The organism is Pseudomonas syringae pv. tomato str. DC3000 (assembly GCF_000007805.1).
GTDB lineage: Bacteria > Pseudomonadota > Gammaproteobacteria > Pseudomonadales > Pseudomonadaceae > Aquipseudomonas > Aquipseudomonas avellanae.
On sequence record NC_004578.1, the window covers coordinates 1,549,276 to 1,574,005 of the forward strand.

The following is a 24,730-nucleotide window of genomic DNA, read 5'->3' on the forward strand; positions in this document are numbered from 1 at the left end:
ACGGTGAATCAGATGCAAAAGACGACCCTATGGGCTTTAGCCTTTGCAATGTTGGCAGGGTGTGGGGTTTCGGGGCCGGCGCCGGGAAGTGATATTCAGGGTGCCCAGGCAGAGATGAAAACACCCGTTAAACTAAATCTGGATGCCTACACCTCAAAAAAACTGGATGCTGTGCTGGAAGCCCGCACCAACAAAAGTTATATGAATAAAGGTCAGCTGATCGACCTTGTATCAGGAGCGTTTTTAGGAACACCGTACCGCTCAAACATGTTGGTGGGCTCAGCGAATGTACCTGAACAATTAGTCATCGACTTCAGAGGTCTGGATTGTTTTGCTTATCTGGATTACGTCGAAGCGTTTCGAAGATCAACATCGCAGCAGGATTTTGTGAGGAATCTCGTTCAGGTTCGTTACAAGGGTGGCGATGTTGACTTTTTGAATCGCAAGCACTTTTTCACGGATTGGGCTTACGGAACGGCATACCCTGTGGCGGATGACATTACCGCGCAGATAAGCCCCGGTGCGGTAAGTGTCAGAAAACGCCTTAATGAAAGGGCCAAAGGCAAAGTCTATCTGCCAGGGTTGCCTGTGGTTGAGCGTAGCATGACGTATATCCCGAGCCGCCTTGTCGACAGTCAGGTGGTGAGCCACCTGCGCACCGGTGATTACATTGGCATTTACACCCCGCTTCCCGGGCTGGATGTGACACACGTCGGTTTCTTTATCGTGACGGATAAAGGCCCTGTCTTGCGAAATGCATCTTCACGAAAAGAAAACAGAAAGGTGATGGATTTGCCTTTTCTGGACTATGTATCGGAAAAGCCAGGGATTGTTGTTTTCAGGGCAAAAGACAATTGAGTTAACGGGTGGCTGGCATGGGGGCGTTCTGCTCGATCCCTGTGTAAACAGCGAAAATGCCCAGCCGAATCTCAGCAATGTCCTCGTGCGTAGCCTTTTTTGGAGTGACGTCAGGTTTTATGCAACGTGACTGGCGTCCACTATTTGACGGAGGCATGAAGCTGCCATACCGCATCACACACTGATAAATGTATCGATTAGCATGCCACGCAACAAAAAACTCATCGTTCTCCGTTTGAGCAATTCTCCCCAAAACCGGTCAAACCATCCGACACTGCAAAAAAATGCAGTGCGGAAGTTTTTTGGTACTCCCAGCATCGGTAGGAGAGTCGTGTGAACGGTCGCTATAGAAATTGATGGGTATGAAACAGGCTGCAGTTTGGTCGACCTCTGTCGGTCTTGCAGAAGGCTGCAGTTACATACTGTTTTAGTCACTGATCGAACGTGTTCAGTAACCCTTGCTTCATCATTTTCACTTATCCGGGAAAACCTGATGCGCGCGTATAAAAACCTGACGGCAAAGATCGGCGGCTTTCTGCTTGCGCTGACGATCATTGGCACTTCGCTACCTGCATTTGCCGTAAACGATTGTGATCTGGACAACGACAACAGCACCGGTGCCACGTGTGGCGGCAACGACAAGGATCTGGATAACGACAACGTGACTGACGCGGCATTTGGCGGCAACGACAAGGATATGGACAATGACCACCACACCGACGCGGCATTTGGGGGTAACGACAAGGACCTGGACAACGATCACCATACGGATGCAGCGTTTGGCGGTAACGACAAAGATCTCGACAACGACAACAAAACCGATGCGGCTTTCGGTGGAAATGACCGCGATCTTGATAACGACAACAACACCGACAACTACAACGGCACGCCGTCTGCCGCTAAAAAGTAGCAACGCGACCTACCGTGTTATTTCGTGGAGGCGAGCGTCTTGCGCTTGCTGATACGGGCAGGTCTTGTGCACGTTAGTACGCCTGCCTCTTGTTGAGGAAGGCGTTTTCGTATCAGGGGGCAGAGCGGCGTCCGTGGCACGAGGTCACTATTATTCAGCTTGCAGACGACTGAAATTTTTTCGCCACCAGCGTCACGCCTTCGGTGAAGCTGTAGCCATAGCCGAAGACATAGGACTGGTCTCCTGGGCTTAGTTCAGTTCTATTGTGACGTATTTCGTATCGGTATTTGAGCGCATAATCATAAGCCCCGGACAATATAGGCAATACCGTTTGAATCTCATAACCGTCAGCATTGAGTTGCGCCACTGCGTCTTCGACGTCTTTCGATAGCCGTTCACCGTCTATCTGACAATCAGACCACCCGGTTTGCTGCCACTGGGTCTCTTTTTTCATGATTTCCTTGTCGCCGAAAAAGCCCTTTTTAATTTCGCCTGTAGGTACTTTAACCGAGACTTCCTCCCCAATGGGTTTGAAGTAAGCTTTTACGTAGACGATCTTGTTCATAGCGTTATCCTTGGTCGTGTGATCCGGGTACCGACGCTCTGCGCTGGAAGGCAGTCCTGGGCGCTCCGCGGCCAATTCCGGGCAGGTGGGGTAGATCGCAGCCTCAGTCAGACCACTTTCCACCAGACGAAAAAAAAGACCTTGAATTTCAAGGTCTTTTCTCAATGGTGGTGCCCCGAGGGAGAATCGAACTCCCACTTCTTTCGAAAACGGATTTTGAATCCGCCGCGTCTACCAATTCCGCCATCAGGGCTCAATGGCGGCGAAGTATAAGGATGAGTTTTCCGTTGGTCAACAGGGATTTACGCAGGTTTTTTACTAATGCCGTCAAACCGGATAAACTTCCCGGCCCTGCTAAACGAACCCGATCATGCGCGTCGCTGACTTTACCTTCGAACTCCCCGATTCCCTGATTGCTCGTCACCCGTTGGCCGAGCGTCGCAGCAGTCGTCTGTTGACCCTTGATGGGCCGACGGGCGCGCTGGCACATCGTCAATTCACCGATTTGCTCGAGCATTTGCGCTCGGGCGACTTGATGGTGTTCAACAATACCCGTGTCATTCCCGCACGTTTGTTCGGGCAGAAGGCGTCCGGCGGCAAGCTGGAGATTCTGGTCGAGCGCGTGCTGGACAGCCATCGTGTGCTGGCGCACGTGCGTGCCAGCAAGTCGCCAAAGCCGGGCTCGTCGATCCTGATCGATGGCGGCGGCGAGGCCGAGATGGTGGCGCGGCATGACGCGCTGTTCGAGTTGCGCTTTGCCGAAGAAGTGCTGCCGTTGCTGGATCGTGTCGGCCATATGCCGTTGCCTCCTTATATAGACCGCCCGGACGAAGGTGCCGACCGCGAGCGTTATCAGACCGTTTACGCCCAGCGCGCCGGTGCTGTGGCGGCGCCGACTGCCGGCCTGCATTTCGACCAGCCGTTGATGGAAGCAATTGCCGCCAAGGGCGTCGAGACTGCTTTTGTCACTCTGCACGTCGGCGCGGGTACGTTCCAGCCGGTGCGTGTCGAGCAGATCGAAGATCACCACATGCACAGCGAATGGCTGGAAGTCAGCCAGGACGTGGTCGATGCCGTGGCGGCGTGCCGTGCGCGGGGCGGGCGGGTGATTGCGGTCGGGACCACCAGCGTGCGTTCGCTGGAGAGTGCCGCGCGTGATGGCCAGTTGAAGCCGTTTAGCGGCGACACCGACATCTTCATCTATCCGGGGCGGCCGTTTCATGTGGTCGATGCCCTGGTGACTAATTTTCATTTGCCTGAATCCACGCTGTTGATGCTGGTTTCGGCGTTCGCCGGTTATCCCGAAACCATGGCGGCCTACGCGGCGGCCATCGAACACGGGTACCGCTTCTTCAGTTACGGTGATGCCATGTTCATCACCCGCAATCCCGCGCCGACGGCCCCACAGGAATCGGCACCAGAGGATCACGCATGAGTCGCACCTGTCGTATGTCTTTCGAGTTGTTGGCCACCGACGGCAAGGCCCGTCGCGGTCGCCTGACCTTTCCGCGTGGCGTGGTCGAGACCCCGGCGTTCATGCCGGTGGGCACCTACGGCACGGTCAAGGGCATGTTGCCGCGTGATATCGAGGCCACCGGTGCGCAGATGATTCTGGGCAACACCTTCCACTTGTGGCTGCGTCCGGGCACCGAGGTCATCAAGGGCCACGGCGACCTGCACGATTTCATGCAGTGGAAAGGGCCGATTCTGACCGACTCTGGCGGTTTTCAGGTGTTCAGCCTGGGCGCCATGCGCAAGATCAAGGAGGAGGGCGTGACCTTCGCCTCTCCGGTCGATGGTGCCAAGGTGTTCATGGGCCCGGAAGAGTCGATGCAGGTCCAGCGTGACCTGGGTTCGGACGTCGTGATGATTTTCGATGAGTGCACGCCGTACCCGGCCGACGAAGACGTAGCACGTGTCTCCATGGAGCTGTCGTTGCGCTGGGCCAAGCGCTCCAAGGTCGCGCACGGCGAAAACACTGCCGCGCTGTTCGGCATTGTTCAGGGTGGCATGCACGAGAACCTGCGCAAGCGTTCGCTCGAAGGCCTGGATGAGATCGGCTTTGACGGCCTGGCGATTGGCGGTCTGTCGGTGGGCGAGCCCAAGCACGAGATGATCAAGGTGCTGGATTACCTGCCGGGCCTTATGCCAGCAGACAAACCTCGTTACTTGATGGGTGTAGGCAAGCCCGAAGATCTGGTCGAAGGTGTGCGCCGTGGCGTTGATATGTTCGATTGTGTCATGCCGACCCGCAACGCCCGCAACGGCCACCTGTTCATCGATACCGGTGTGCTGAAAATCCGTAACGCGTTCCATCGCCACGACAATACGCCGCTGGATCCGACCTGCGATTGCTACACCTGCAAGAACTTCTCGCGTGCTTATCTGCATCACCTGGACAAGTGCGGCGAAATGCTGGGGAGCATGCTCAATACGATCCACAATTTGCGGCACTACCAGCTGCTCATGGCTGGTTTGCGTGAGGCTATTCAACAGGGTACATTGGCCGCCTTCGTCGATGCCTTCTATGCCAAACGCGGCCTTCCAACGCCGCCTCTGGGTTGAAACAGAACGAGTTTTTCCTGCTTTTTATACTAATTATGTAACTGGAGCGACAAATGAGCTTTTTCATCTCTCCCGCTTTTGCGGATGCTGCTGCACCGGCTGCCGGTCCTGCGGGCAGTGGTTTCGAGTGGATCTTTCTGGTCGGTTTTCTGGTCATCTTCTATCTGATGATCTGGCGTCCACAGGCCAAGCGCGCCAAAGAGCAGAAAAACCTGCTGGGCAACCTGCAGAAAGGCGACGAAGTCGTGACCAGCGGCGGCATCGCCGGCAAGATCAACAAAGTGACCGATGACTTCGTGGTAATCGAAGTGTCCGACACTGTTGAGCTGAAAATCCAGAAAGGCGCCATCGCGGCCACTCTGCCTAAAGGCACCCTGAAAGCGATCTGAGTAGCAACTTTTACCCATCGACGGGGCGCGCAAGGCGCCCCGCGTTTTAAGCGGGCGGCGTGATGCTGAACAAATACCCTCTGTGGAAATACGTACTGATCCTGGCGGTGCTGGTGGTCGGTTTCATTTATTCCGCACCCAATCTCTACCCTGATGATTCTGCCATCCAGATCAGCGGCGCGAGCACTGCGCTGCAAGTCAATCAGGCAGACGTGGATCGTGCAGCCAAGGCGCTTACCGATGCCGGCATCTCGGTCAAGGCTTCTTCTCTGGCCGAGAATGGCAAGGGCGGTTTGTTGCGTCTGAGCAAGCAGGAAGATCAGTTACCAGCCAAGGATGTCGTGCGCAAGGCGTTGGGTGATGACTATGTCGTCGCACTGAACCTGGCGCGCACCACGCCGACCTGGTTGCGCAACCTGGGCGCAAGCCCGATGAAGCTCGGTCTCGACCTGTCCGGTGGTGTGCACTTCCTGCTGGAAGTCGACATGGACAAGGCGATCGATGCGCGTCTGAAAGTCTACGAAGGCGAAGTCAAATCCCTGTTGCGCAAGGAAAAGGCGCGTTATCGCAGCCTGCCGCAGCTGGGCAACGTGATTCAGCTGGGCTTTACCGATGATGCAGAGCGCGAGCAGGCTCGTGCACTGGTGCGCAAGACCTTCACCGATTTCGAAATCACGCCTGCCGAGCTGAACGGTATTCCCGTACTGCGCATGGCGCTGACCCCGGCCAAACTGGCCGAGATTCGTGAATACTCGATCAAGCAGAACCTGACCACCGTCCGTAACCGGGTCAATGAGCTGGGTGTTGCCGAGCCGCTGGTTCAGCGTCAGGGTGCCAACCGCATCGTGGTCGAGCTGCCGGGTGTGCAGGACACGGCCGAAGCCAAGCGTATTCTGGGCAAGACCGCCAACCTCGAGTTCCGTCTGGGCGCAGGCCCGGATGATTCGAAGGGCACCACCGAAATGTTCGAATTCCGCGAAGGCGGACGTCCGGCAGCGGCAGTGGAGCGTGGTCTGATCATCACCGGCGACCAGGTGACTGACGCCAAGGCCAGTTTCGACGAGCACGGCCGTCCACAGGTGAACATCAACCTTGATGGTCACGGTGGCGAACTGATGAGTCGCGCAACCCGCAGCAATGTGGGTCGCAGCATGGCGGTGATCTTCATCGAGCAACGTCCGACCACCACCTACACCAGGCAGATGGTCAACGGCGTCGAAAAAGACGTGCCGGTGCAGACCTTCAAGGAAGAAAAGAAAATCATCAGCCTGGCGACCATCCAGTCGCCGCTGGGCAGTCAGTTCCGGATTACCGGTCTGAATGGTCAGGGTGAGTCTTCCGAGCTGGCGCTGCTGTTGCGCGCGGGTGGTCTGGCCGCGCCGATGTACTTCGCTGAAGAGCGCACCATCGGTCCGAGCCTGGGTGCCGACAACATCACCAAGGGTATCGACGCTTCCCTGTGGGGCATGCTGTTCGTATCCATCTTCATCATGGCGATCTACCGCTTCTTCGGTCTGATCGCTACCGTTGCCCTGGCCCTGAACATGGTCATGCTGCTGGCGCTGATGTCCTTGCTGGGTGCCACACTGACCCTGCCGGGTATCGCCGGTATCGTGTTGACCATGGGTATGGCGGTGGATGCCAACGTGTTGATCTTCTCGCGGATCCGTGAAGAGATCGCCAATGGCATGACGGTGCAACGCGCTATCAACGAAGGTTTCGATCGTGCCTACACGGCGATCCTCGACGCCAACCTGACGACGCTGCTGGTCGGCGGCATTCTCTTTGCGATGGGCACCGGCCCGGTCAAAGGGTTTGCGGTGACCATGTCGCTCGGGATCTTTACCTCGATGTTCACGGCCATCATGGTGACCCGCGCTATGGTCAACCTGATCTACGGCGGTCGTGACTTCAAGAAGTTGTGGATTTAAGGGGCTGCCATGTTACGTACCATCAACTTCATGGGCGTTCGCAATGTTGCGTTCGCCATCACGATGCTCCTTACCGCACTGGCGTTGTTCAGCTGGTTCCATAAAGGGCTCAACTTTGGTCTGGACTTCACCGGCGGTACGCTCATCGAGCTGACCTACGAGCGTCCTGCCGATCTGGGCAAGGTTCGTCAGGAGCTGGTTTCGGCCGGCTACCACGAAGCTGTTGTGCAGAGCTTTGGCGCCACGACTGACTTGCTGGTGCGCATGCCGGGTGAAGACCCGCAATTGGGCACTCAGGTCGCTGAAGCGCTGCGCAAGGCCGGTGCCGATAACCCGGCAGTGGTCAAGCGTGTCGAGTTCGTCGGCCCGCAGGTCGGCGAAGAGCTGCGTGATCAGGGTGGCCTCGGCATGCTGATGGCGCTGGGCGGTGTTCTGATCTACCTGGCGTTCCGCTTCCAGTGGAAGTTTGCTGTCGGCGCGATCATTTCGCTGATCCACGACGTGGTCGTGACGATGGGTATCCTGTCGTTCTTCCAGATTACCTTCGACCTGACGGTATTGGCGGCGGTGCTGGCGATCATCGGTTACTCGCTGAACGACACCATTGTGGTCTTCGACCGGGTTCGCGAAAACTTCCGCCTGCTGCGCAAGGCTTCGCTGATCGAGAACATCAACATCTCCACCACGCAGACACTGCTGCGCACCATTGCCACCTCGGTTTCGACCCTGTTGGCGATCTCTGCACTGTGGGCGTTCGGTGGCGACAGCCTGGAAGGCTTCTCCATTGCGTTGTTCATCGGTGTGCTGGCGGGTACCTACTCGTCGATCTACATCGCCAACGTGGTGCTGATCTGGCTGAACCTGACCACCGAGGATCTGATCCCTCCGGTGGTTGTCGAGAAGGCCGACGACCTCCCGTAGGTCCGGCCATCATAAAAAAGGCGCGAGTGCTGAACTCGCGCCTTTTTTTATGCTCCAAGGCTAGGCATTGCGCAGTCATGCTGCGTTTCGATTGGTCAGGAGGTTCAAGTGAACAAGTCTATGCTTGTTGGTGCTGTGTTAGGTGCTGCTGTGGTAACTGCTGGCGGCGCCGTTGCCACCTATAGCCTGGTCAAGGGTGGTCCTGAATACGCGGACGTATTGGCGGTCGAGCCAATCAATCAGCAGATCAAAACCCCCCGTGAAGTTTGCAAGGACGTAACCGTTACCCGTCAGGCGCCGGTCAAGGACCAGCACCAGATCGTGGGCAGCGTTATCGGCGCAGTTGCTGGCGGTTTGCTCGGCAACCAGGTCGGCGGCGGCAACGGCAAGAAGCTCGCAACCGTAGCGGGTGCGGTCGGTGGCGGTTACGCAGGTAACAAGGTGCAGGAAGGCATGCAGGAGCGTGATACCTACACCACGACGCAGAACCGTTGCACCACCGTCAACGATGTGAGCGACAAGGTAGTGGGCTACAACGTCAAGTACAAGCTGAACGAGAAGGTTGGTCAGGTTCGTATGGCGAGCGATCCGGGCAGCCGGATTCCGGTCGACAAGGAAGGTCAGCTGATATTGGGTCAGGCGCAATAACGCCTGCCGCTGAGCTTCTTCAAGGCATAAAAAAACCGGCGAAACAGACTGTGTGAAAACACACTGATGAAGGCCCAAGCAAACGCCCCGACTTGTTCGGGGCGTTTTGTTTTGTATTGGCAGCAGACGAAAAAATGACCGCTCAGCCCATCAAAGCCATCAGATGGCGCACACCGAGCACTTTAATCGCTCGTTTCAGGTTATAAGCATTCACCGCCAAGGCCATTTCAGCTTTTGTCCCCTCCAGTTGTCGCAGCAAGAAACGGCCATTACCAAATAGCCATTGCTTGAGGTTGCCGAAGGGGTGCTCAACGATGGATCTTCGGTTGGCCATCATCTCAGGATGCGCCTGCATTCTTTGCTCCATCCGCTCGAAAGCCTCTTCATGGGCATGTCGTGAGACATAACGGCGCTGGGCTCGAGTGCATTGCGTTTTCAGCGCGCAGTTGGCGCAGTCATCGACCTCAGCCTGATAGATCCGATCACCTTTGTTGTGCTGTTTTAGCGTTAACCATTTGCCTGCCGGACACTGGAAACGATCGTGTCCGGCCTCATAGATAAAGTCTTTTCGCTCAAAGAGCTGCTCTTCCTGACTGCCAGGGTTTTTCGAACGATTGGGCGGTACATAGGCCGTAATCGAAGCATCCTCGCAGGCCTGAAACTGCTTGCCATTGGAGTAGCCGGCATCGGCAGTGACCGTCAGCTCATCTTGCTGTAACTCTGCTTTGGCGGCCTTGGCCATCGGCTCCAGTTGCTTTCGGTCATCGCCATCCTGGGTGACCTCATGATGCAAAATCAGGCAATGCTCGGCGTCCACGACGGTTTGCACGTTGTAGGCCACACGTGGCCCTTTGGCCGTGCGCATCATTCGGGCATCGCTTTCATGAGTGTTGAACTGCTCGATGCCCATCGAACGCATCAGTGCCTGGCAACTCTGATTATCCTGTTGTCGAGCCTCAAGCTGTGCCAGTGCTGCTTTGATTGCGCTGCGATCAATTGAATCTGTGGTTTCAGCCTTGTCGGCCTCATCCAGCTCGGCCAGATACTGAGCGATGCGCTTATCCAGTTTTTCTTCCTGGCGCTTGAGCTGCTTCAAATTCACATGACGCCGTGAGGAGGCGACCGCCTGAAACTTGCTGCCGTCGATGGCCACCAATTCACCGGCGATCAAGCCTGCTGTGCGACAAAATCGAACGAAAGCACGGCAGGTCGCGATGAAGGCGGGTTTATTGTTCTTGCGAAAGTCGGCGATGGTCTTGAAGTCGGGCTTGAGCCGGTTGATCAGCCACATCACTTCGATGTTGCGCTGACACTCGGCTTCAAGACGTCGCGATGAGCGAATCCGCTGAAAATAGCCGTAGAGGTAGAGTTTTAGCTGATCGGCGGGATCATAAGCAGGGCGCCCCGTGCTTTTTGGAATCGCTTTATCGAAGCCCAGTTGCACCAGATCGAGCTTGGCAACGTACAGGTCAATGACACGAACGAGGTGATCCTCGGGGATCAACTCTTCCAGCGAGACCGGGAATAGGCTGGTCTGGCTGCGGGACTCACCTTGGATGTAGGCCATAACGAAAAATGCTCTGTATCTTTCGATACGGAGCATTTTCTTTGAGCGCTGCGCAGATTGCTAGGTTTTCACACAGTCTGGAAAGCCGGTTTTTTTACATCTGCAGCTTAGCGCTTGAGCGAAGCGGGCAGGTGCGGTGCGATGGCTGTCAGAACGGCCTTGAAGCACTTGGTGTTGCCGGCGACGATGTGGCCTTTTTCAAGGAAGTCGTGACCGCCGGTGAAATCGCTGACCAGGCCGCCTGCTTCCTGAATCAGCAGTGCGCCTGCGGCCATGTCCCACTCGGACAGGCCCGACTCCCAGAACGCATCGAAACGGCCGGCAGCGACATAGGCCAGGTCGAGGCTGGCAGCGCCTGCACGACGAATGCCGGCGGTCTGGCCGACCAGGCTGCGGAACATACCCAAGTAGTTTTCGAGGTTGTCCATCTGGTTGTCACGGAACGGGAAGCCCGTGCCCAGCAGGGCGCCTTCCAGGCTCTTGCGCTGGCTGACGCGCAGACGGCGACCGTTCAGGGCAGCGCCGCGACCACGGCTGGCGGTGAATTCTTCCTGGCGAACCGGGTCCAGAATGACGGCGTGCTCAAGACGGCCGCGGTATTTGCAGGCAATGCTGACTGCGAAGTGAGGAATGCCGCGAACGAAGTTGGTGGTGCCGTCCAGTGGGTCGATGATCCACAGGTAGTCGGTGCCTTCGCCGCTGCCTTCGTGCATGCCGCTTTCTTCGCCAAGGATTCCGTGAGTCGGGTAGGCCTTGCGCAGGGCTGTGATGATGCTCAGCTCGGCGGCACGGTCGATCTCTGTGACGTAGTCTTTGGCTTCTTTTTCGTCAACCTTGATGGTATCCAAGCGCTCGATGGAGCGGAAAATCAATTCGCTGGCGCTGCGGGCGGCGCGCAGCGCGATATTCAGCATGGGCTGCATGGACAATTCACCTAAGGTTGTTAAAGAGAGCCGGGCATTCTATGGGCTGATTCGAATTATTTCCAGCCTTGCGTTGTTACGGTTGTCGGGTTCGCGTGTGTTTTTTTACCTCGCGGGCGGGCCGTCACGATCTTCAGGGGTGCACGGCTTCATAGCGCTAGGCGAGTCGTTTCTGTAAGATTTGCCCCCCTAATTCGCATCAGTGAGCATTCGCCTTGTTGCAGAACATCCGTGTTGTCCTGGTCGGCACTACCCATCCCGGAAATATCGGCGGTGCCGCTCGCGCCATGAAAAACATGGGTCTCACGCGTCTGGTACTGGTCGATCCTCGTATCTTTCCTTCGCCCGATGCCGATGCACGGGCGTCGGGCGCCACCGATATTCTCGAAGGCGCGCAGGTTGTTGCGACCCTTGAAGAGGCTTTGGTCGGCTGTCGTCTGGTGCTCGGCACCAGTGCGCGTGATCGCAGTCTGCCGTGGCCGTTGCTTGATCCGCGGGCGTCCGGTGAGAAAGTCATCGAGCAGGCCGGGGAGGGCGCTGAAGTGGCGCTGGTCTTTGGTCGCGAGCATGCCGGCCTGACCAACGAAGAACTGCAGCGCTGTCACTTCCATGTGCACATTCCGTCGGACCCCACGTTCAGCTCGCTCAACCTCGCCGCTGCCGTGCAAGTGCTCAGCTATGAGGTGCGCATGGCCTGGCTGGCGGCTTCAGTGCAGGCAGACGAGGGCGAAACGCCCAAGGTCGCGTCGGCGCATAACGCCGAGCTGGCGACGATGGATGAGATGGAAGGTTTCTATGGTCATCTGGAAACCACGCTGGTGAACATCGGCTTCCTTGACCCGGAAAAGCCGCGGCACCTGATGGCGCGGCTGCGCAGGCTGTTCGGTCGCAGTGAAGTGGAGCGCTCCGAGCTGAGTATTCTGCGCGGCGTCCTGACCGAAACCCAGAAAGCCGCACGCGGTGAACCCTACAAGCGGAAGGACCAGTAATGTTCGAGCGTCTGCGAGAAGACATTCAAAGCGTATTTCATCGCGACCCTGCGGCGCGCAATGCTTTTGAAGTGCTGACCTGCTACCCGGGCATGCACGCCATCTGGCTGCACCGTTTCGCTCATGTTCTGTGGCGCAATGGCTGGAAATGGCTTGCGCGAGTGGTGTCCAGCTTCGGCCGCTGGATGACCGGTGTCGAGATTCATCCGGGCGCACGCATAGGCCGTCGCTTCTTCATTGATCACGGCATGGGCATCGTGATCGGCGAAACCGCCGAAATCGGCAATGACGTGACGCTTTATCAGGGGGTGACCCTGGGCGGTACCAGTTGGAACGCCGGTAAGCGCCACCCCACGCTGGAAGACGGCGTGGTCGTGGGTGCCGGTGCCAAGGTGCTCGGGCCGTTTACCGTGGGTGCAGGCGCCAAGATCGGTTCCAATGCCGTGGTGACCAAGGCCGTGCCTGCGGGCGCGACTGCCGTGGGTATTCCGGGGCGCATCATCGTCAAGTCCGACGACGAAACCGAAGCCAGGCGCAAGGTCATGGCGGAAAAGCTTGGCTTCGATGCCTATGGTGTCAGTGGCGACATGCCAGACCCCATCGCCCGTGCCATCGGTCAGATGCTGGATCACCTGCAGGCGGTCGATGGCCGTCTTGAAGGCATGTGCGACGCCCTCGGCAGGCTGGGCAGCGATTATTGCGCCAAAGACCTTCCCCAGTTACGCAACGAGGTCTTCGACTGTGTCAAGGATGCTCGCGAAGACACCGTCGACTAGCGTGCCCAGGCTGCGTGGTGCGTGCCATTGCGCAGCAGCTTTGCTATGATGCAGCCCGCAGTTTTCGCTAATCCCGACTGTTTTACTTGGTCTAATAGTTGACTAATTTGCTCGGGAATAGCATACTCGCTCTCATTCCGAACCTCTGCGGTATACGCCATGCGACTGACTACTAAAGGCCGATACGCTGTGACAGCCATGCTTGACCTGGCGTTACATGCGCAGAACGGGCCAGTGTCTCTGGCCGACATCTCCGAGCGGCAGGGCATTTCCCTGTCTTATCTCGAACAGTTGTTCGCCAAACTGCGTCGCGGCAATCTGGTTTCCAGTGTTCGTGGTCCGGGCGGCGGTTATCAGCTGTCTCGTGACATGAAAGGCATCCAGGTCGCCCAAGTCGTCGACGCGGTCAATGAATCGGTCGATGCCACGCGTTGTCAGGGGCTGGGTGATTGCCACGCTGGCGATACCTGCCTGACCCACCACTTGTGGTGCGATCTGAGCCAGCAGATTCACGAATTTCTAAGCGGTATCAGCTTGGCGGATCTTGTCACTCGCCGTGAGGTACAAGAAGTCGCTCAGCGCCAGGATATGCGCCGTGGTCATAACCACACGTCGCAACTGGGTAAGATCGAAACGTCCGCCGTCGAATGAACGCAGATGAATGAGCGGTGCGCCTGCCTGATAGGAGAGCTTCAATGAAATTGCCGATTTACCTCGATTACTCCGCGACGACCCCGGTCGACCCGCGTGTCGCGCAGAAAATGATCGAATGCCTGACGGTCGAAGGAAACTTCGGCAACCCTGCATCGCGCTCCCACGTCTTTGGCTGGAAAGCTGAAGAGGCGGTCGAAAACGCGCGTCGTCAGGTCGCCGATCTGGTCAGCGCCGACCCTCGTGAAATCGTCTGGACTTCGGGTGCCACCGAATCCAACAACCTTGCGATCAAGGGTGTTGCGCATTTCTATGCCAGCAAAGGCAAGCACCTGATCACTTCTAAAGTTGAGCATAAGGCTGTGTTGGACACCACGCGCCAACTGGAGCGTGAAGGTTTTGAAGTGACCTACATTGAGCCGGGCGAAGACGGTCTGATCACGCCATCGATGATTGAAGCCGCACTGCGCGACGACACCATTCTGGTGTCGATCATGCACGTGAACAACGAAATCGGCACCATCAACGACATCGCTGCCATTGGTGAGCTGACCCGTTCGCGTGGCGTGCTGTTCCATGTTGACGGCGCCCAGTCGACCGGCAAGGTTGAAATCGATCTGGCCAGCCTCAAGGTTGACCTCATGTCGTTTTCCGCACACAAGACCTACGGTCCGAAAGGCATCGGCGCGCTGTACGTCAGCCGCAAGCCGCGTGTCCGCCTTGAGGCGGCCATGCACGGCGGTGGTCACGAGCGCGGCATGCGTTCCGGTACGCTGGCGACGCACCAGATTGTCGGTATGGGTGAAGCGTTCCGTATCGCCAAGGAAGAAATGGCCGCTGAAAGCGTGCGTATCAAAGCGCTGAGCGATCGCTTCTACAAGCAAGTCGAAAACCTGGAAGAGCTCTACGTCAACGGCAGCCTGACTGCCCGCGTACCGCACAACCTGAACCTGAGCTTCAACTATGTCGAAGGCGAGTCGCTGATCATGGCGCTCAAGGACCTGGCGGTATCGTCCGGTTCGGCCTGTACGTCGGCCTCGCTTGAGCCGTCGTATGTACTGCGCGCTCTGGGTCGTAACGACGAACTGGCGCACAGCTCGATTCGCTTCACCTTCGGTCGTTTCAGCACTGAAGAAGAGATCGATTACGCCGCGCAGAAGGTGTGCGAGGCTGTTACCAGGCTGCGTGCACTTTCGCCGCTGTGGGACATGTTCAAAGACGGCGTCGATATCTCCAAGATCGAGTGGGCGGCGCACTAACTTAAAGCTGCCTTCAAGACAGGTCATGTGCAACACCGGCGTGACCTGCAGAGCGGCTCCCTGATGTGAGAGGAACAGAATCATGGCTTACAGCGAAAAGGTCATCGACCACTACGAAAACCCGCGCAACGTCGGCAAGATGAACGCGGAAGACCCTGATGTGGGCACCGGCATGGTCGGCGCTCCTGCGTGCGGCGACGTGATGCGCCTGCAGATCAAGGTCAACGAGCACGGCGTTATCGAAGACGCCAAGTTCAAGACCTACGGCTGCGGCTCGGCAATTGCCTCCAGCTCGCTGGCCACCGAGTGGATGAAGGGCAAGACTCTGGATGAAGCAGAGACCATCAAAAACACTCAGCTGGCGGAAGAGCTGGCGCTGCCTCCGGTAAAGATCCACTGCTCGGTACTCGCCGAAGACGCCATCAAGGCGGCTGTTCGTGACTACAAGCAGAAGAAGGGCCTGCTGTAAGCGGGTCTTCCAAAAGAAGTCAGAGACAAGTAAGGAGCTCCGATGGCTATCAGCATGACAGAAGCTGCCGCTAACCACGTACGCCGTTCCCTCGACGGGCGCGGCAAGGGTGATGGCGTTCGTCTGGGTGTTCGCACCACAGGCTGTTCAGGTCTCGCCTATGTGCTCGAGTTCGTCGATGAAGCGGCCAGCGAAGACACCGTATTTGAACTGCACGGTGTCAAGGTGATCATCGACCCGAAAAGCCTGGTCTATCTGGATGGCACCGAGCTCGATTTCGTGCGTGAAGGGTTGAACGAAGGCTTCAAGTTCAACAACCCCAATTCGCGCGGTGAGTGCGGCTGTGGCGAAAGCTTCAACGTCTGAGGCTCTTTATTGTGGGCAGTCCCTGTCATTTTGCCCTGTTCGAACTCAAGCCCGAGTTTCAGCTTGATCTCGACCAGTTGGCAACGCGCTACCGTGAACTGGCGCGCAACGTCCACCCGGATCGCTTCGCTGACGCTCCCGAGCGTGAGCAGCGTCTGGCGCTGGAGCGTTCAGCCAGTCTCAATGAAGCCTATCAGACCCTGAAGAGCCCGCCGAAACGGGCGCGCTACCTTCTGGCAATGAATGGCAACGAGGTGCCGCTTGAGGTCACCGTGCACGATCCTGAATTTCTTCTGCAGCAGATGCAATTGCGCGAAGATCTTGAGGACTTGCAGGACGAGGCCGATCTTGCCGGGGTGGCGACCTTCAAGCGTCAGCTCAAGGTCGCTCAGGACGAGTTGAACCAGAGCTTCGCTGCCTGTTGGAATGACGCTGCACAGCGCGAGCACGCTGAAAAGCTGATGCGGCGTATGCAGTTTCTCGACAAGCTTTCTCACGAAGTGCGCCAGTTAGAAGAGCGCCTCGACGATTAACCCCGCGCAGCCCCGGCTGCGCGCCAGTGATTATTCTGAACAGCATGGCCTTACTGCAAATCGCCGAACCCGGCCTGAGTCCTCAACCGCACCAGCGTCGACTGGCTGTGGGTATCGACCTTGGCACCACCAATTCTCTGGTTGCTGCAGTGCGCAGCGGCCTGTCCGAACCGCTGGCCGATGCAGAAGGGCAGGTTATCCTGCCGTCTGCCGTTCGCTATCACGCGGATCGCGTCGAAGTGGGGCAGGCGGCGAAAGCCGCGGCCTCGCAGGACCCGTTCAACACCGTGCTGTCAGTCAAGCGCCTGATGGGCCGTGGCCTGTCCGACGTCAAGCAGTTGGGTGAGCAGTTGCCTTACCGCTTCGTCGGCGGTGAATCGCACATGCCGTTCATCGACACTGTTCAGGGGGCTAAAAGCCCGGTTGAAGTGTCTGCCGACATTCTCAAGGTGTTGCGTCAGCGTGCTGAGGCGGCGCTGGGCGGCGAACTGGTCGGTGCGGTCATCACTGTTCCGGCCTATTTCGACGACTCTCAGCGTCAGGCGACCAAAGATGCCGCCAAGCTGGCCGGCCTCAATGTACTGCGCCTGCTCAATGAGCCGACCGCTGCGGCCGTTGCCTATGGCCTGGACCAGAAAGCCGAGGGCGTGATCGCCATCTACGACCTGGGCGGCGGGACCTTCGATATTTCGATCCTGCGCCTGACGGGCGGCGTCTTTGAAGTACTGGCCACCGGCGGTGATACCGCGCTGGGCGGTGACGATTTCGATCATGCAATTGCCAGCTGGATTGTCGCCGACGCCGGCCTGTCTGCCGATCTGGACCCTTCCGCACAGCGCAGCCTGTTACAGGCGGCCTGCTCGGCCAAGGAAGCGCTGACCGACGCCGAGTTCGTCGAGGTTACTCATGGCGAGTGGCGCGGCACCCTGACTCGCGACGCGCTCAATGCGCTGATCGAGCCGATGATTGCGCGCAGCCTGAAAGCCTGCCGTCGTGCGGTGCGTGACACCGGCATCGAGCTTGAAGAAGTCGAGGCGGTGGTCATGGTCGGTGGTTCGACCCGTGTTCCGCGTGTGCGTGAGGCCGTCGCCGAATTGTTCGGCCGTCAGCCGCTGACCCAGATTGACCCGGATCAAGTGGTGGCCATTGGGGCTGCGATCCAGGCCGACACACTGGCAGGCAACAAGCGTGATGGTGGCGAGCTGCTGTTGCTCGACGTGATTCCGCTGTCGCTGGGGCTCGAAACCATGGGCGGGCTCATGGAAAAGGTCATTCCGCGCAACACCACGATCCCTGTAGCGCGTGGTCAGGAATTCACTACTTACAAAGATGGCCAGACGGCCATGAAAATTCATGTACTGCAGGGCGAGCGTGAGCTGGTCAGCGATTGCCGTTCCCTGGCGCGTTTTGAATTGCGTGGCATCCCGCCGATGGTCGCGGGTGCGGCAAAGATTCGTGTCACCTTCCAGGTCGATGCAGACGGTTTGCTCAGCGTTTCGGCGCGTGAAATGGGCTCGGGTATCGAGTCGAGCATTCAGGTCAAGCCGTCCTACGGGCTGACCGATGACGAGGTCACTCGTATGCTCAAGGATTCCTTCGAGTATGCCGGCGACGACAAGGTCGCTCGTGTGCTGCGTGAGCATCAGGTTGATGCCGAGCGCCTGCTCGAAGCTGTTCAGGGTGCCCTGGACGCCGATGGCGAGCGTCTTCTCGACGAAGAAGAGCGCCTGGTTATCAACCTGCAGATGGACGAACTCCGTGAACTGATGCAAGGCACCGATGGTTATGCCATCGAGCAGCAGACCAAGCGTCTGTCGCAGGTGACCGATGCATTTGCTGCCCGACGCCTAGATTCGACGGTAAAAGCCGCACTGGCCGGGCGCAACTTGAATGAGATTGAGGAGTAACTGATGCCGCAGGTGATTTTTCTGCCCCACGCCGAGCATTGCCCGGACGGGCTGGTTGTAGAAGTGGAGCCCGGTACGTCTATTCTCGAGATCGCCCACGAGCACCACATCGAGATCGAAAGCGCCTGTGGTGGCGTGTGTGCCTGCACTACCTGTCACTGTGTCATTCGCGAAGGTTTCAGTTCGCTGAATGAAGCGGACGAGCTGGAAGAGGACATGCTCGACAAAGCCTGGGGCCTGGAAGCGCAATCGCGTCTATCCTGTCAGGCAATTGTCGGCACAGAAGACCTGACCGTCGAAATTCCCAAGTATTCGCTCAACCACGCTGCCGAAGCGCCGCACTGATTCAAGGATTGCTCATGAGTCTCAAATGGGTTGATGTGCAGGAAATAGCCATTCAGCTGGCCGAAAGCCATCCGGATGTCGATCCGCTCTCCGTCAATTTCGTCAAGCTGCGCAATCTTGTCATGGCCTTGCCCGACTTCGATGATGTTCCGGAGCGGGGCGGTGAAAAAGTCCTCGAAGCGATCCAGGGGTTGTGGATCGAAGAGGCAGATTGACGTTCAGTAACGTACGCAGTTAGGCAATACACCAGAACCCGCGTATAATTCGCGGGTTTAATTTTTCGCTTCAATCACTGTTTCTGGAGTTTCACCATGGCTGTTCAACGTACTTTCTCCATCATCAAGCCTGACGCCGTTGCAAAGAACGTAATCGGCGAGATCACCACTCGTTTCGAAAAAGCCGGTCTGCGCGTTGTCGCTTCCAAACTGAAGCAGCTGTCCAAGGCCGAAGCTGAAGGTTTCTACGCTGAGCACAGCGCTCGTGGTTTCTTTGGCGACCTGGTTGCTTTCATGATCTCCGGCCCGGTTGTCGTTCAGGTTCTGGAAGGCGAAAACGCTATCGCTCTGAACCGTGAGCTGATGGGCGCTACCAACCCTAAAGAAGCTGCTGCCGGCACCATCCGCGCTGACTTCGCTGATTCCATCGACGCCAACGCTGTACACGGTTCCGATTCGGAAGCCGCCGCTGCTCGCGAAATCTCGTACTTCTTCGCAGCTACCGAAGTAACCGCTCGCTAAGTCATTTTTGACTCACGAGTGAAGGGTGAATTCATGATTGCATCGACTGGTAAAACCAACCTGCTGGGTCTGACTCAACAGGAAATGGAGAAATTCTTCGACTCTATCGGGGAGAAGCGCTTCCGTGCCGGTCAGGTCATGAAGTGGATTCACCACTTCGGCGTCGATGATTTCGACGCAATGACGAACGTCAGCAAGGCCCTGCGCGAGAAGCTCAAGGCCTGCGCTGAAGTTCGCGGTCCTGAAGTGGTCAGCGAGGACATCTCCAGCGACGGCACCCGTAAATGGGTGGTGCGCGTAGAGTCCGGCAGCTGTGTCGAGACCGTCTATATCCCGCAGGGCAAGCGCGGCACCTTGTGTGTTTCGTCCCAGGCGGGCTGTGCTCTGGATTGCAGTTTCTGCTCCACGGGCAAGCAAGGCTTCAACAGCAACCTCACTGCCGCCGAAGTCATCGGTCAGGTGTGGATTGCCAACAAATCCTTTGGCAGTGTCCCGGCGACCGTCGACCGTGCCATCACCAACGTGGTGATGATGGGCATGGGTGAGCCGCTGCTGAACTTCGACAATGTCATTGCCGCCATGCATTTGATGATGGATGACCTGGGGTATGGCATTTCCAAACGCCGGGTGACCTTGTCCACTTCCGGTGTGGTACCGATGATCGATGAGCTTTCCAAGCACATCGACGTATCCCTGGCCTTGTCGCTGCACGCACCTAACGATGCGCTGCGCAACCAGTTGGTGCCGCTCAACAAGAAATACCCGTTGAAAGTGCTTCTCGAGTCCTGCCGTCGCTACATGTCCAGTCTGGGCGAAAAACGTGTGCTCACCATCGAGTACACCATGCTCAAAGACATCAACGACAAGGTAGAGCACGCGGTCGAGATGATCGAACTGCTCAAGGACACACCTTGCAAGATCAACCTGATCCCGTTCAACCCGTTTCCGCACTCCGGTTACGAGCGCCCAAGCAATAACGCAATCCGTCGTTTTCAGGACCTGTTGCATCAGGCCGGTTATAACGTCACTGTGCGCACCACGCGCGGTGAAGACATCGATGCTGCATGCGGCCAGTTGGTCGGGCAGGTGATGGATCGCACGCGCCGTAGTGAACGCTACATTGCTGTGCGTGAGTTGAGCGCCGACGTCGATACGGCGCCGGCTGCAGCCACTCGAACCTGACTGCGAAACTGACCGAGAGAGACTCCATGTCTGTGCGTGCCTCGTTGCTGCTATGTGCTGTCGTGTTGCTGACGGGGTGCGTGTCCACGGGCAACGTCAACCCGATGACCACGACGCAGGGGCGTGAAGAGGCGCGCAGGGCCTACGTGCAGCTGGGGCTCGGCTACTTCGAGCAGGGTCAGACCGAGCGCGCCAAGGTTCCGCTGAAAAAGGCACTTGAGCTCGACAGTTCAGATGCGCAGGCCAATGCTGCGCTGGCGCTGGTGTTTCAGACCGAAATGGAGCCGCAACTGGCCGAGCAATACTTTCGCAAGGCGCTGGCTTCCAGTAACAACGAAACACGCATCGTCAATAATTACGGCAGCTTTCTGTTCGAGCAAAAGCGTTACCAGGAAGCTTACGAGCGGTTTGAGCAGGCTGCTGCCGACAACCTGTATCCTGAGCGGTCACGGGTCTTTGAAAGTCTGGGCATGACCTCGCTCAAGCTGGGCAATCGTGAGCAGGCCCGCGAGCAATTCACCAAGGCGCTGCGTCTGGATCGTCAACAGCCGCGTTCGTTACTGGAAATGGCTCAGTTGTATTACGAAGACAGGCAATATGTGCCCGCACGTGATTATTACGACCGTTTTAGCCAACTCAGTGAGCAAAATGCACGTAGTCTATTGCTCGGCACACGTTTGGCGAAGGTCTACGATGACCGCAACAAGGCAGCCAGCTATGGCCTGCAATTGAAAAGACTCTATCCCGGTACGCCGGAATATCAGCAATACCTGTCGGAGCAATGATGAAAGCGGCGCATCCCGAAGTTGTAGCAACCACCCGCGTGAACCCTGGAGAAACACTGCGCCAGGCCCGCGAGAGCAGGAGCTGGTCGCTGCCAGATGTGGCTTTGAGGCTGAACCTCACCGTGACCTCCCTGAGCAATCTGGAGAACGGTAATTTTGAAAAGCTGCCTGGGCATACGTTTGCCCGGGGCTATGTGCGTGCCTACGCCAAACTGCTTGGCCTTGATCAGACCGCGCTGGTCGAACAGTTCGACCAGTTTACCGGCACCGACGGCAAGGGCAGCTCTGTTCACGCCCTGGGCCGTATCGAAGAGCCTGTCAGGCTGTCACACAACATTCTGCGTATCGTCAGTCTTTTATTGCTGGTGATACTGGTCGGTGGCGGGTTTGTCTGGTGGCAGGATCAGGCTTCATTGCGCGGCAAGGATCAGTCCGGGCTGAACATGGAGCACGTCGAGGTCGAGAGCGCCGACGGCACTACCCAGATCCACCCGCTCGACGAGCCGGAAGAGCCTGCCGTGGTTGAAGCCCCGCCCGCAGGTCAGACCTCGTTGCCGCTGAACGCTGGTGCGCCTGCCAGTGAGGCACCGAGCGCTGCCCCTGCTGCCCCTGCTTCCGGTCATGCTACTGCTCAGTCGCAGGCCCCTGCTGTGGCGACACCGCCTGCCAGCACCACACAAGCGCCAGTGGCGTCGCCCAACGTACCGTCCATGCCGACGACCCCTGCCGAGCAACCCGCGCCTGTCATGGCCGGTGCCGGTCAGGTCAGCGTGCAGTTTGTCGCCGATTGCTGGACCCAGGTCACTGATGGAAACGGTAAAGTGCTGGTCAGCGGCCTCAAGCGCAAGGGCGAGACCCTCGACGTCAGCGGCAAGCCACCTTTGACCCTGCGTCTGGGCTTCGCGCGCGGTGCGCAGGTCAGCTATAACGGTCAGGCGGTAGACGTGGCACCTTTCACCAGCGGCGAGACTGCTCGCCTGAAGCTAGGGCAATAAGTCATGCACGGCGAATCTCCGATCAAGCGTCGCGAATCCCGAAAAATATGGGTCGGTTCTGTACCGGTCGGCGGCGATGCGCCGATTGCTGTGCAGAGCATGACCAACAGCGACACCAATGATGTGGCGGCCACTGTTGCGCAGATCAATCGTCTGGAAGCGGCCGGTGTCGATATCGTGCGCATCTCCGTACCGGACATGGATGCTGCCGAGGCTTTCGGTCGCATCAAGCAACTGGTCAAGGTGCCACTGGTCGCCGATATCCATTTCGATTACCGCATCGCGTTGCGCGTGGCAGAGCTGGGTGTCGACTGTCTGCGTATCAACCCTGGCAACATCGGTCGTGAAGACCGCGTGCGCGCGGTTGTCGACGCGGCGCGTGATCGCGGCATACCGATCCGTATCGGCGTCAACGCCGGTTCGCTGGAAAAAGACCTGCAGAAGAAGTATGGCGAGCCCACGCCAGAGGCGTTGGTAGAGTCGGCGCTGCGTCATGTGGAGCACCTTGAGCGCCTGAACTTCAAGGACTTCAAGGTCAGCGTCAAGGCCTCCGATGTGTTCATGGCGGTCGCTGCTTATCGCCTGCTGGCCAAACAGATTGTCCAGCCGCTGCATCTGGGAATCACCGAAGCCGGTGGCTTGCGTTCGGGCACCGTGAAATCGGCTGTCGGTCTCGGTATGCTGCTTGCCGAAGGGATTGGCGATACTATCCGCATCTCGCTGGCCGCTGACCCGGTCGAAGAGGTGAAGGTCGGGTATGACATTCTCAAATCGTTGCGCCTTCGTTCCCGTGGGATCAACTTCATCGCCTGCCCGAGCTGCTCGCGGCAGAACTTTGATGTGGTCAAGACCATGAACGAGCTGGAAGGTCGCCTCGAAGATTTGCTGGTGCCACTCGATGTCGCGGTGATCGGCTGTGTGGTCAACGGTCCTGGCGAAGCCAAGGAGGCGCATATCGGCCTCACGGGGGGTACGCCGAACCTGATCTACATCGACGGCAAGCCCGCGCAGAAACTGACCAATGACAATCTCGTGGATGAGCTTGAACGCTTGATTCGCGAGAAAGCGGCCGAAAAGACCGCAGCCGACGCCTCGGTCATCGTGCGCGGCTAACCAGGATTGCTAAGGATTTTCTGTGAGTAAGTCTCTACAAGCCATTCGTGGCATGAACGACATTCTGCCCGAGCAGACGCCCCTGTGGCGTCACTTTGAGGGCACTGTTTCGCGTTTGCTGGATAACTACGGTTACCGGCAGATTCGTATGCCTGTCGTCGAATTCACCGACCTGTTCAAGCGCTCTATCGGCGAAGTAACCGATATCGTCGAAAAAGAGATGTACACCTTCGCCGACCGTAACGGCGACTCTCTGACCCTGCGCCCGGAAGGCACTGCCGCCTGCGTGCGTGCGGTTCTTGAACACGGTATTACCGGTGGCGGTCAGGTTCAGAAACTGTGGTACATCGGGCCGATGTTTCGCCACGAGCGTCCACAGAAAGGCCGCTATCGCCAGTTTCACCAGATCGGTGTAGAGGTTTTCAATCTTGACGGCCCGGACATCGATGCAGAACTGATCGTCATGACCTGGCGCCTGTGGGGCATGCTGGGCATTCGTAATGCCGTCAAGCTTGAGCTGAACAGCCTGGGCACCAGTGAGGCGCGTGCGCGTTACCGCGATGCGCTGGTCGAGTTTCTTTCGGCCCATCTTGATCAACTGGACGAAGACAGCCAGCGTCGCCTGAAAACCAATCCGCTGCGTGTACTGGACACCAAACACCCTGAAACCCAGGCTGTGCTGGTTGATGCGCCCAAGCTGGCGGATTATCTGGATGACGAGTCGCGCATCCACTTCGAAGGCCTCAAGGCCCGTCTGGACGCTGCCGGCATTCCTTATGTCATCAACCCCAAGCTGGTACGCGGGCTGGATTACTACAGCAAGACCGTTTTCGAATGGGTCACCGATCAACTGGGTGCCCAAGGTACGGTCTGCGCGGGCGGTCGTTACGACGGTCTGGTCGAGCAGATGGGCGGCAAGCCCACTGCCGGCGTCGGTTTTGCAATGGGCATCGAGCGGCTGGTATTGCTGCTTGAAACCCTTGAACAGGTTCCCGAAGAAATTGCCCGTCAGGTCGATGTCTACCTGTGTGCCTTCGGCGAAGCGGCCGAACTGGCTGCGCTGGCGCTGACCGAACAGGTCCGTGACCGGTTGCCCAACCTGCGCCTGCAGGTCAACGCCGGTGCGGGCAGCTTCAAGAGCCAGTTCAAGAAGGCTGACAAGAGCGGCGCGCTGTACGCGCTGATCCTCGGTGAAGAAGAACTGGCTGCAAAGATCATAGGCGTCAAACCCCTGCGTGGTCAGGGTGAACAACAAAATATTGCCTGGGACGCTCTGTCAGAGCACCTGGCCTCCTGCGTTGTGCAGGGTTGAAGCTGATTAACAGCCGTTTAGCGAATAGGAGTAT

Annotated in this window: 27 protein-coding genes and 1 tRNA gene; 24 read left to right on the forward strand and 4 right to left on the reverse strand. The window is 57.8% G+C overall.

Annotation, left to right across the window (positions count from 1 at the left end):
* Positions 1-12: 12 nt before the first annotated feature.
* Together PSPTO_RS07395 and PSPTO_RS07400 are read left to right on the forward strand one after the other, a co-directional pair.
* Positions 13-858 carry a DUF1460 domain-containing protein gene (locus PSPTO_RS07395; protein ID WP_005763843.1) on the forward strand — a complete coding sequence of 282 codons (846 nt, stop codon included), beginning with the start codon at positions 13-15 and terminating at the stop codon, positions 856-858.
* Between the two features lie 493 nt (positions 859-1,351).
* Positions 1,352-1,768, forward strand: a complete 417-nt coding sequence (locus tag PSPTO_RS07400; RefSeq protein ID WP_011103544.1) for an ethanolamine utilization protein — start codon at positions 1,352-1,354, stop codon at positions 1,766-1,768.
* Between the two features lie 154 nt (positions 1,769-1,922).
* Here the strand turns inward: PSPTO_RS07400 and PSPTO_RS07405 are convergent, their stop codons facing one another.
* Together PSPTO_RS07405 and PSPTO_RS07410 are read right to left on the reverse strand one after the other, a co-directional pair.
* Complete coding sequence (locus PSPTO_RS07405; RefSeq protein ID WP_046463820.1) at positions 1,923-2,333, reverse strand: hypothetical protein; 411 nt, start codon at positions 2,331-2,333, stop codon at positions 1,923-1,925.
* A gap of 168 nt (positions 2,334-2,501) precedes the next feature.
* Positions 2,502-2,586 (reverse strand) — tRNA-Leu (locus PSPTO_RS07410).
* A 117-nt stretch (positions 2,587-2,703) separates the two neighbouring features.
* On the opposite strand from PSPTO_RS07410, the gene queA reads away from it, so the two are divergent.
* From queA to PSPTO_RS07440, 6 genes are all read left to right on the forward strand, one after another.
* Entirely contained in the window at positions 2,704-3,768 is a 1,065-nt protein-coding gene (gene queA, locus PSPTO_RS07415; RefSeq protein WP_005771042.1) for a tRNA preQ1(34) S-adenosylmethionine ribosyltransferase-isomerase QueA, read from the forward strand.
* A 14-nt stretch (positions 3,769-3,782) separates the two neighbouring features.
* On the forward strand, positions 3,783-4,898 hold the full coding sequence (tgt, locus tag PSPTO_RS07420; RefSeq protein WP_005736309.1) for a tRNA guanosine(34) transglycosylase Tgt: 1,116 nt from the start codon (positions 3,783-3,785) through the stop codon (positions 4,896-4,898).
* Between the two features lie 53 nt (positions 4,899-4,951).
* Positions 4,952-5,287, forward strand: coding sequence for a preprotein translocase subunit YajC (yajC, locus tag PSPTO_RS07425; protein WP_002552468.1), 336 nt, complete (start codon positions 4,952-4,954; stop codon positions 5,285-5,287).
* Between the two features lie 62 nt (positions 5,288-5,349).
* Positions 5,350-7,218 (forward strand): protein translocase subunit SecD, encoded by a 1,869-nt coding sequence (secD, locus tag PSPTO_RS07430; protein ID WP_005771039.1) that lies wholly within the window; start codon positions 5,350-5,352, stop codon positions 7,216-7,218.
* A gap of 9 nt (positions 7,219-7,227) precedes the next feature.
* Entirely contained in the window at positions 7,228-8,139 is a 912-nt protein-coding gene (gene secF, locus PSPTO_RS07435; RefSeq protein WP_003380592.1) for a protein translocase subunit SecF, read from the forward strand.
* A 108-nt stretch (positions 8,140-8,247) separates the two neighbouring features.
* Complete coding sequence (locus tag PSPTO_RS07440; RefSeq protein ID WP_007247086.1) at positions 8,248-8,787, forward strand: glycine zipper 2TM domain-containing protein; 540 nt, start codon at positions 8,248-8,250, stop codon at positions 8,785-8,787.
* 142 nt (positions 8,788-8,929) lie between these two features.
* Here the strand turns inward: PSPTO_RS07440 and PSPTO_RS07445 are convergent, their stop codons facing one another.
* Positions 8,930-10,354: an IS1182-like element ISPsy6 family transposase gene (locus PSPTO_RS07445; protein WP_003408269.1), complete on the reverse strand. Its 1,425-nt coding sequence runs from the start codon at positions 10,352-10,354 to the stop codon at positions 8,930-8,932.
* Between the two features lie 107 nt (positions 10,355-10,461).
* Entirely contained in the window at positions 10,462-11,277 is an 816-nt protein-coding gene (gene suhB / locus PSPTO_RS07450) for a type III secretion system regulator SuhB (protein ID WP_003380594.1), read from the reverse strand.
* Positions 11,278-11,492: 215 nt separating this feature from the next.
* Between suhB and trmJ the strand changes: the two genes are divergently transcribed.
* From trmJ to hisS, 16 genes are all read left to right on the forward strand, one after another.
* Entirely contained in the window at positions 11,493-12,266 is a 774-nt protein-coding gene (gene trmJ, locus PSPTO_RS07455; protein WP_005771034.1) for a tRNA (cytosine(32)/uridine(32)-2'-O)-methyltransferase TrmJ, read from the forward strand.
* Positions 12,266-13,042, forward strand: a complete 777-nt coding sequence (cysE, locus tag PSPTO_RS07460; RefSeq protein ID WP_005771032.1) for a serine O-acetyltransferase — start codon at positions 12,266-12,268, stop codon at positions 13,040-13,042. Before trmJ ends, cysE begins: the two co-directional genes overlap by 1 nt.
* A gap of 159 nt (positions 13,043-13,201) precedes the next feature.
* Positions 13,202-13,693, forward strand: coding sequence for a Fe-S cluster assembly transcriptional regulator IscR (iscR, locus tag PSPTO_RS07465; protein WP_003380601.1), 492 nt, complete (start codon positions 13,202-13,204; stop codon positions 13,691-13,693).
* 44 nt (positions 13,694-13,737) lie between these two features.
* Positions 13,738-14,952 carry an IscS subfamily cysteine desulfurase gene (locus tag PSPTO_RS07470; protein ID WP_005771029.1) on the forward strand — a complete coding sequence of 405 codons (1,215 nt, stop codon included), beginning with the start codon at positions 13,738-13,740 and terminating at the stop codon, positions 14,950-14,952.
* Positions 14,953-15,034: 82 nt separating this feature from the next.
* Entirely contained in the window at positions 15,035-15,421 is a 387-nt protein-coding gene (iscU, locus tag PSPTO_RS07475; RefSeq protein WP_003380603.1) for a Fe-S cluster assembly scaffold IscU, read from the forward strand.
* 42 nt (positions 15,422-15,463) lie between these two features.
* Positions 15,464-15,787 carry an iron-sulfur cluster assembly protein IscA gene (iscA, locus tag PSPTO_RS07480; protein WP_003380604.1) on the forward strand — a complete coding sequence of 108 codons (324 nt, stop codon included), beginning with the start codon at positions 15,464-15,466 and terminating at the stop codon, positions 15,785-15,787.
* An 11-nt stretch (positions 15,788-15,798) separates the two neighbouring features.
* On the forward strand, positions 15,799-16,320 hold the full coding sequence (gene hscB / locus PSPTO_RS07485; RefSeq protein ID WP_005771027.1) for a co-chaperone HscB: 522 nt from the start codon (positions 15,799-15,801) through the stop codon (positions 16,318-16,320).
* Positions 16,321-16,364: 44 nt separating this feature from the next.
* Positions 16,365-18,227: a Fe-S protein assembly chaperone HscA gene (gene hscA / locus PSPTO_RS07490; protein WP_011103546.1), complete on the forward strand. Its 1,863-nt coding sequence runs from the start codon at positions 16,365-16,367 to the stop codon at positions 18,225-18,227.
* 3 nt (positions 18,228-18,230) lie between these two features.
* Complete coding sequence (fdx, locus tag PSPTO_RS07495) at positions 18,231-18,572, forward strand: ISC system 2Fe-2S type ferredoxin (RefSeq protein WP_005615771.1); 342 nt, start codon at positions 18,231-18,233, stop codon at positions 18,570-18,572.
* A gap of 14 nt (positions 18,573-18,586) precedes the next feature.
* Positions 18,587-18,787 (forward strand): Fe-S cluster assembly protein IscX, encoded by a 201-nt coding sequence (gene iscX, locus PSPTO_RS07500; protein ID WP_005771023.1) that lies wholly within the window; start codon positions 18,587-18,589, stop codon positions 18,785-18,787.
* 96 nt (positions 18,788-18,883) lie between these two features.
* Complete coding sequence (gene ndk, locus PSPTO_RS07505; protein WP_002552482.1) at positions 18,884-19,309, forward strand: nucleoside-diphosphate kinase; 426 nt, start codon at positions 18,884-18,886, stop codon at positions 19,307-19,309.
* 33 nt (positions 19,310-19,342) lie between these two features.
* A complete protein-coding gene (gene rlmN, locus PSPTO_RS07510; protein WP_005771021.1) occupies positions 19,343-20,491 on the forward strand; it encodes a 23S rRNA (adenine(2503)-C(2))-methyltransferase RlmN in 1,149 nt (382 codons plus the stop codon).
* 26 nt (positions 20,492-20,517) lie between these two features.
* Positions 20,518-21,276, forward strand: coding sequence for a type IV pilus biogenesis/stability protein PilW (gene pilW, locus PSPTO_RS07515; RefSeq protein ID WP_005771019.1), 759 nt, complete (start codon positions 20,518-20,520; stop codon positions 21,274-21,276).
* On the forward strand, positions 21,276-22,271 hold the full coding sequence (locus PSPTO_RS07520; protein WP_005771017.1) for a RodZ domain-containing protein: 996 nt from the start codon (positions 21,276-21,278) through the stop codon (positions 22,269-22,271). The genes pilW and PSPTO_RS07520 overlap by 1 nt, the downstream gene beginning before the upstream one ends.
* Before the next feature lie 3 nt (positions 22,272-22,274).
* Entirely contained in the window at positions 22,275-23,384 is a 1,110-nt protein-coding gene (gene ispG / locus PSPTO_RS07525; protein WP_003380613.1) for a flavodoxin-dependent (E)-4-hydroxy-3-methylbut-2-enyl-diphosphate synthase, read from the forward strand.
* Between the two features lie 22 nt (positions 23,385-23,406).
* Positions 23,407-24,696 (forward strand): histidine--tRNA ligase, encoded by a 1,290-nt coding sequence (gene hisS, locus PSPTO_RS07530; RefSeq protein ID WP_011103548.1) that lies wholly within the window; start codon positions 23,407-23,409, stop codon positions 24,694-24,696.
* The last annotated feature ends 34 nt before the right edge of the window (positions 24,697-24,730 follow it).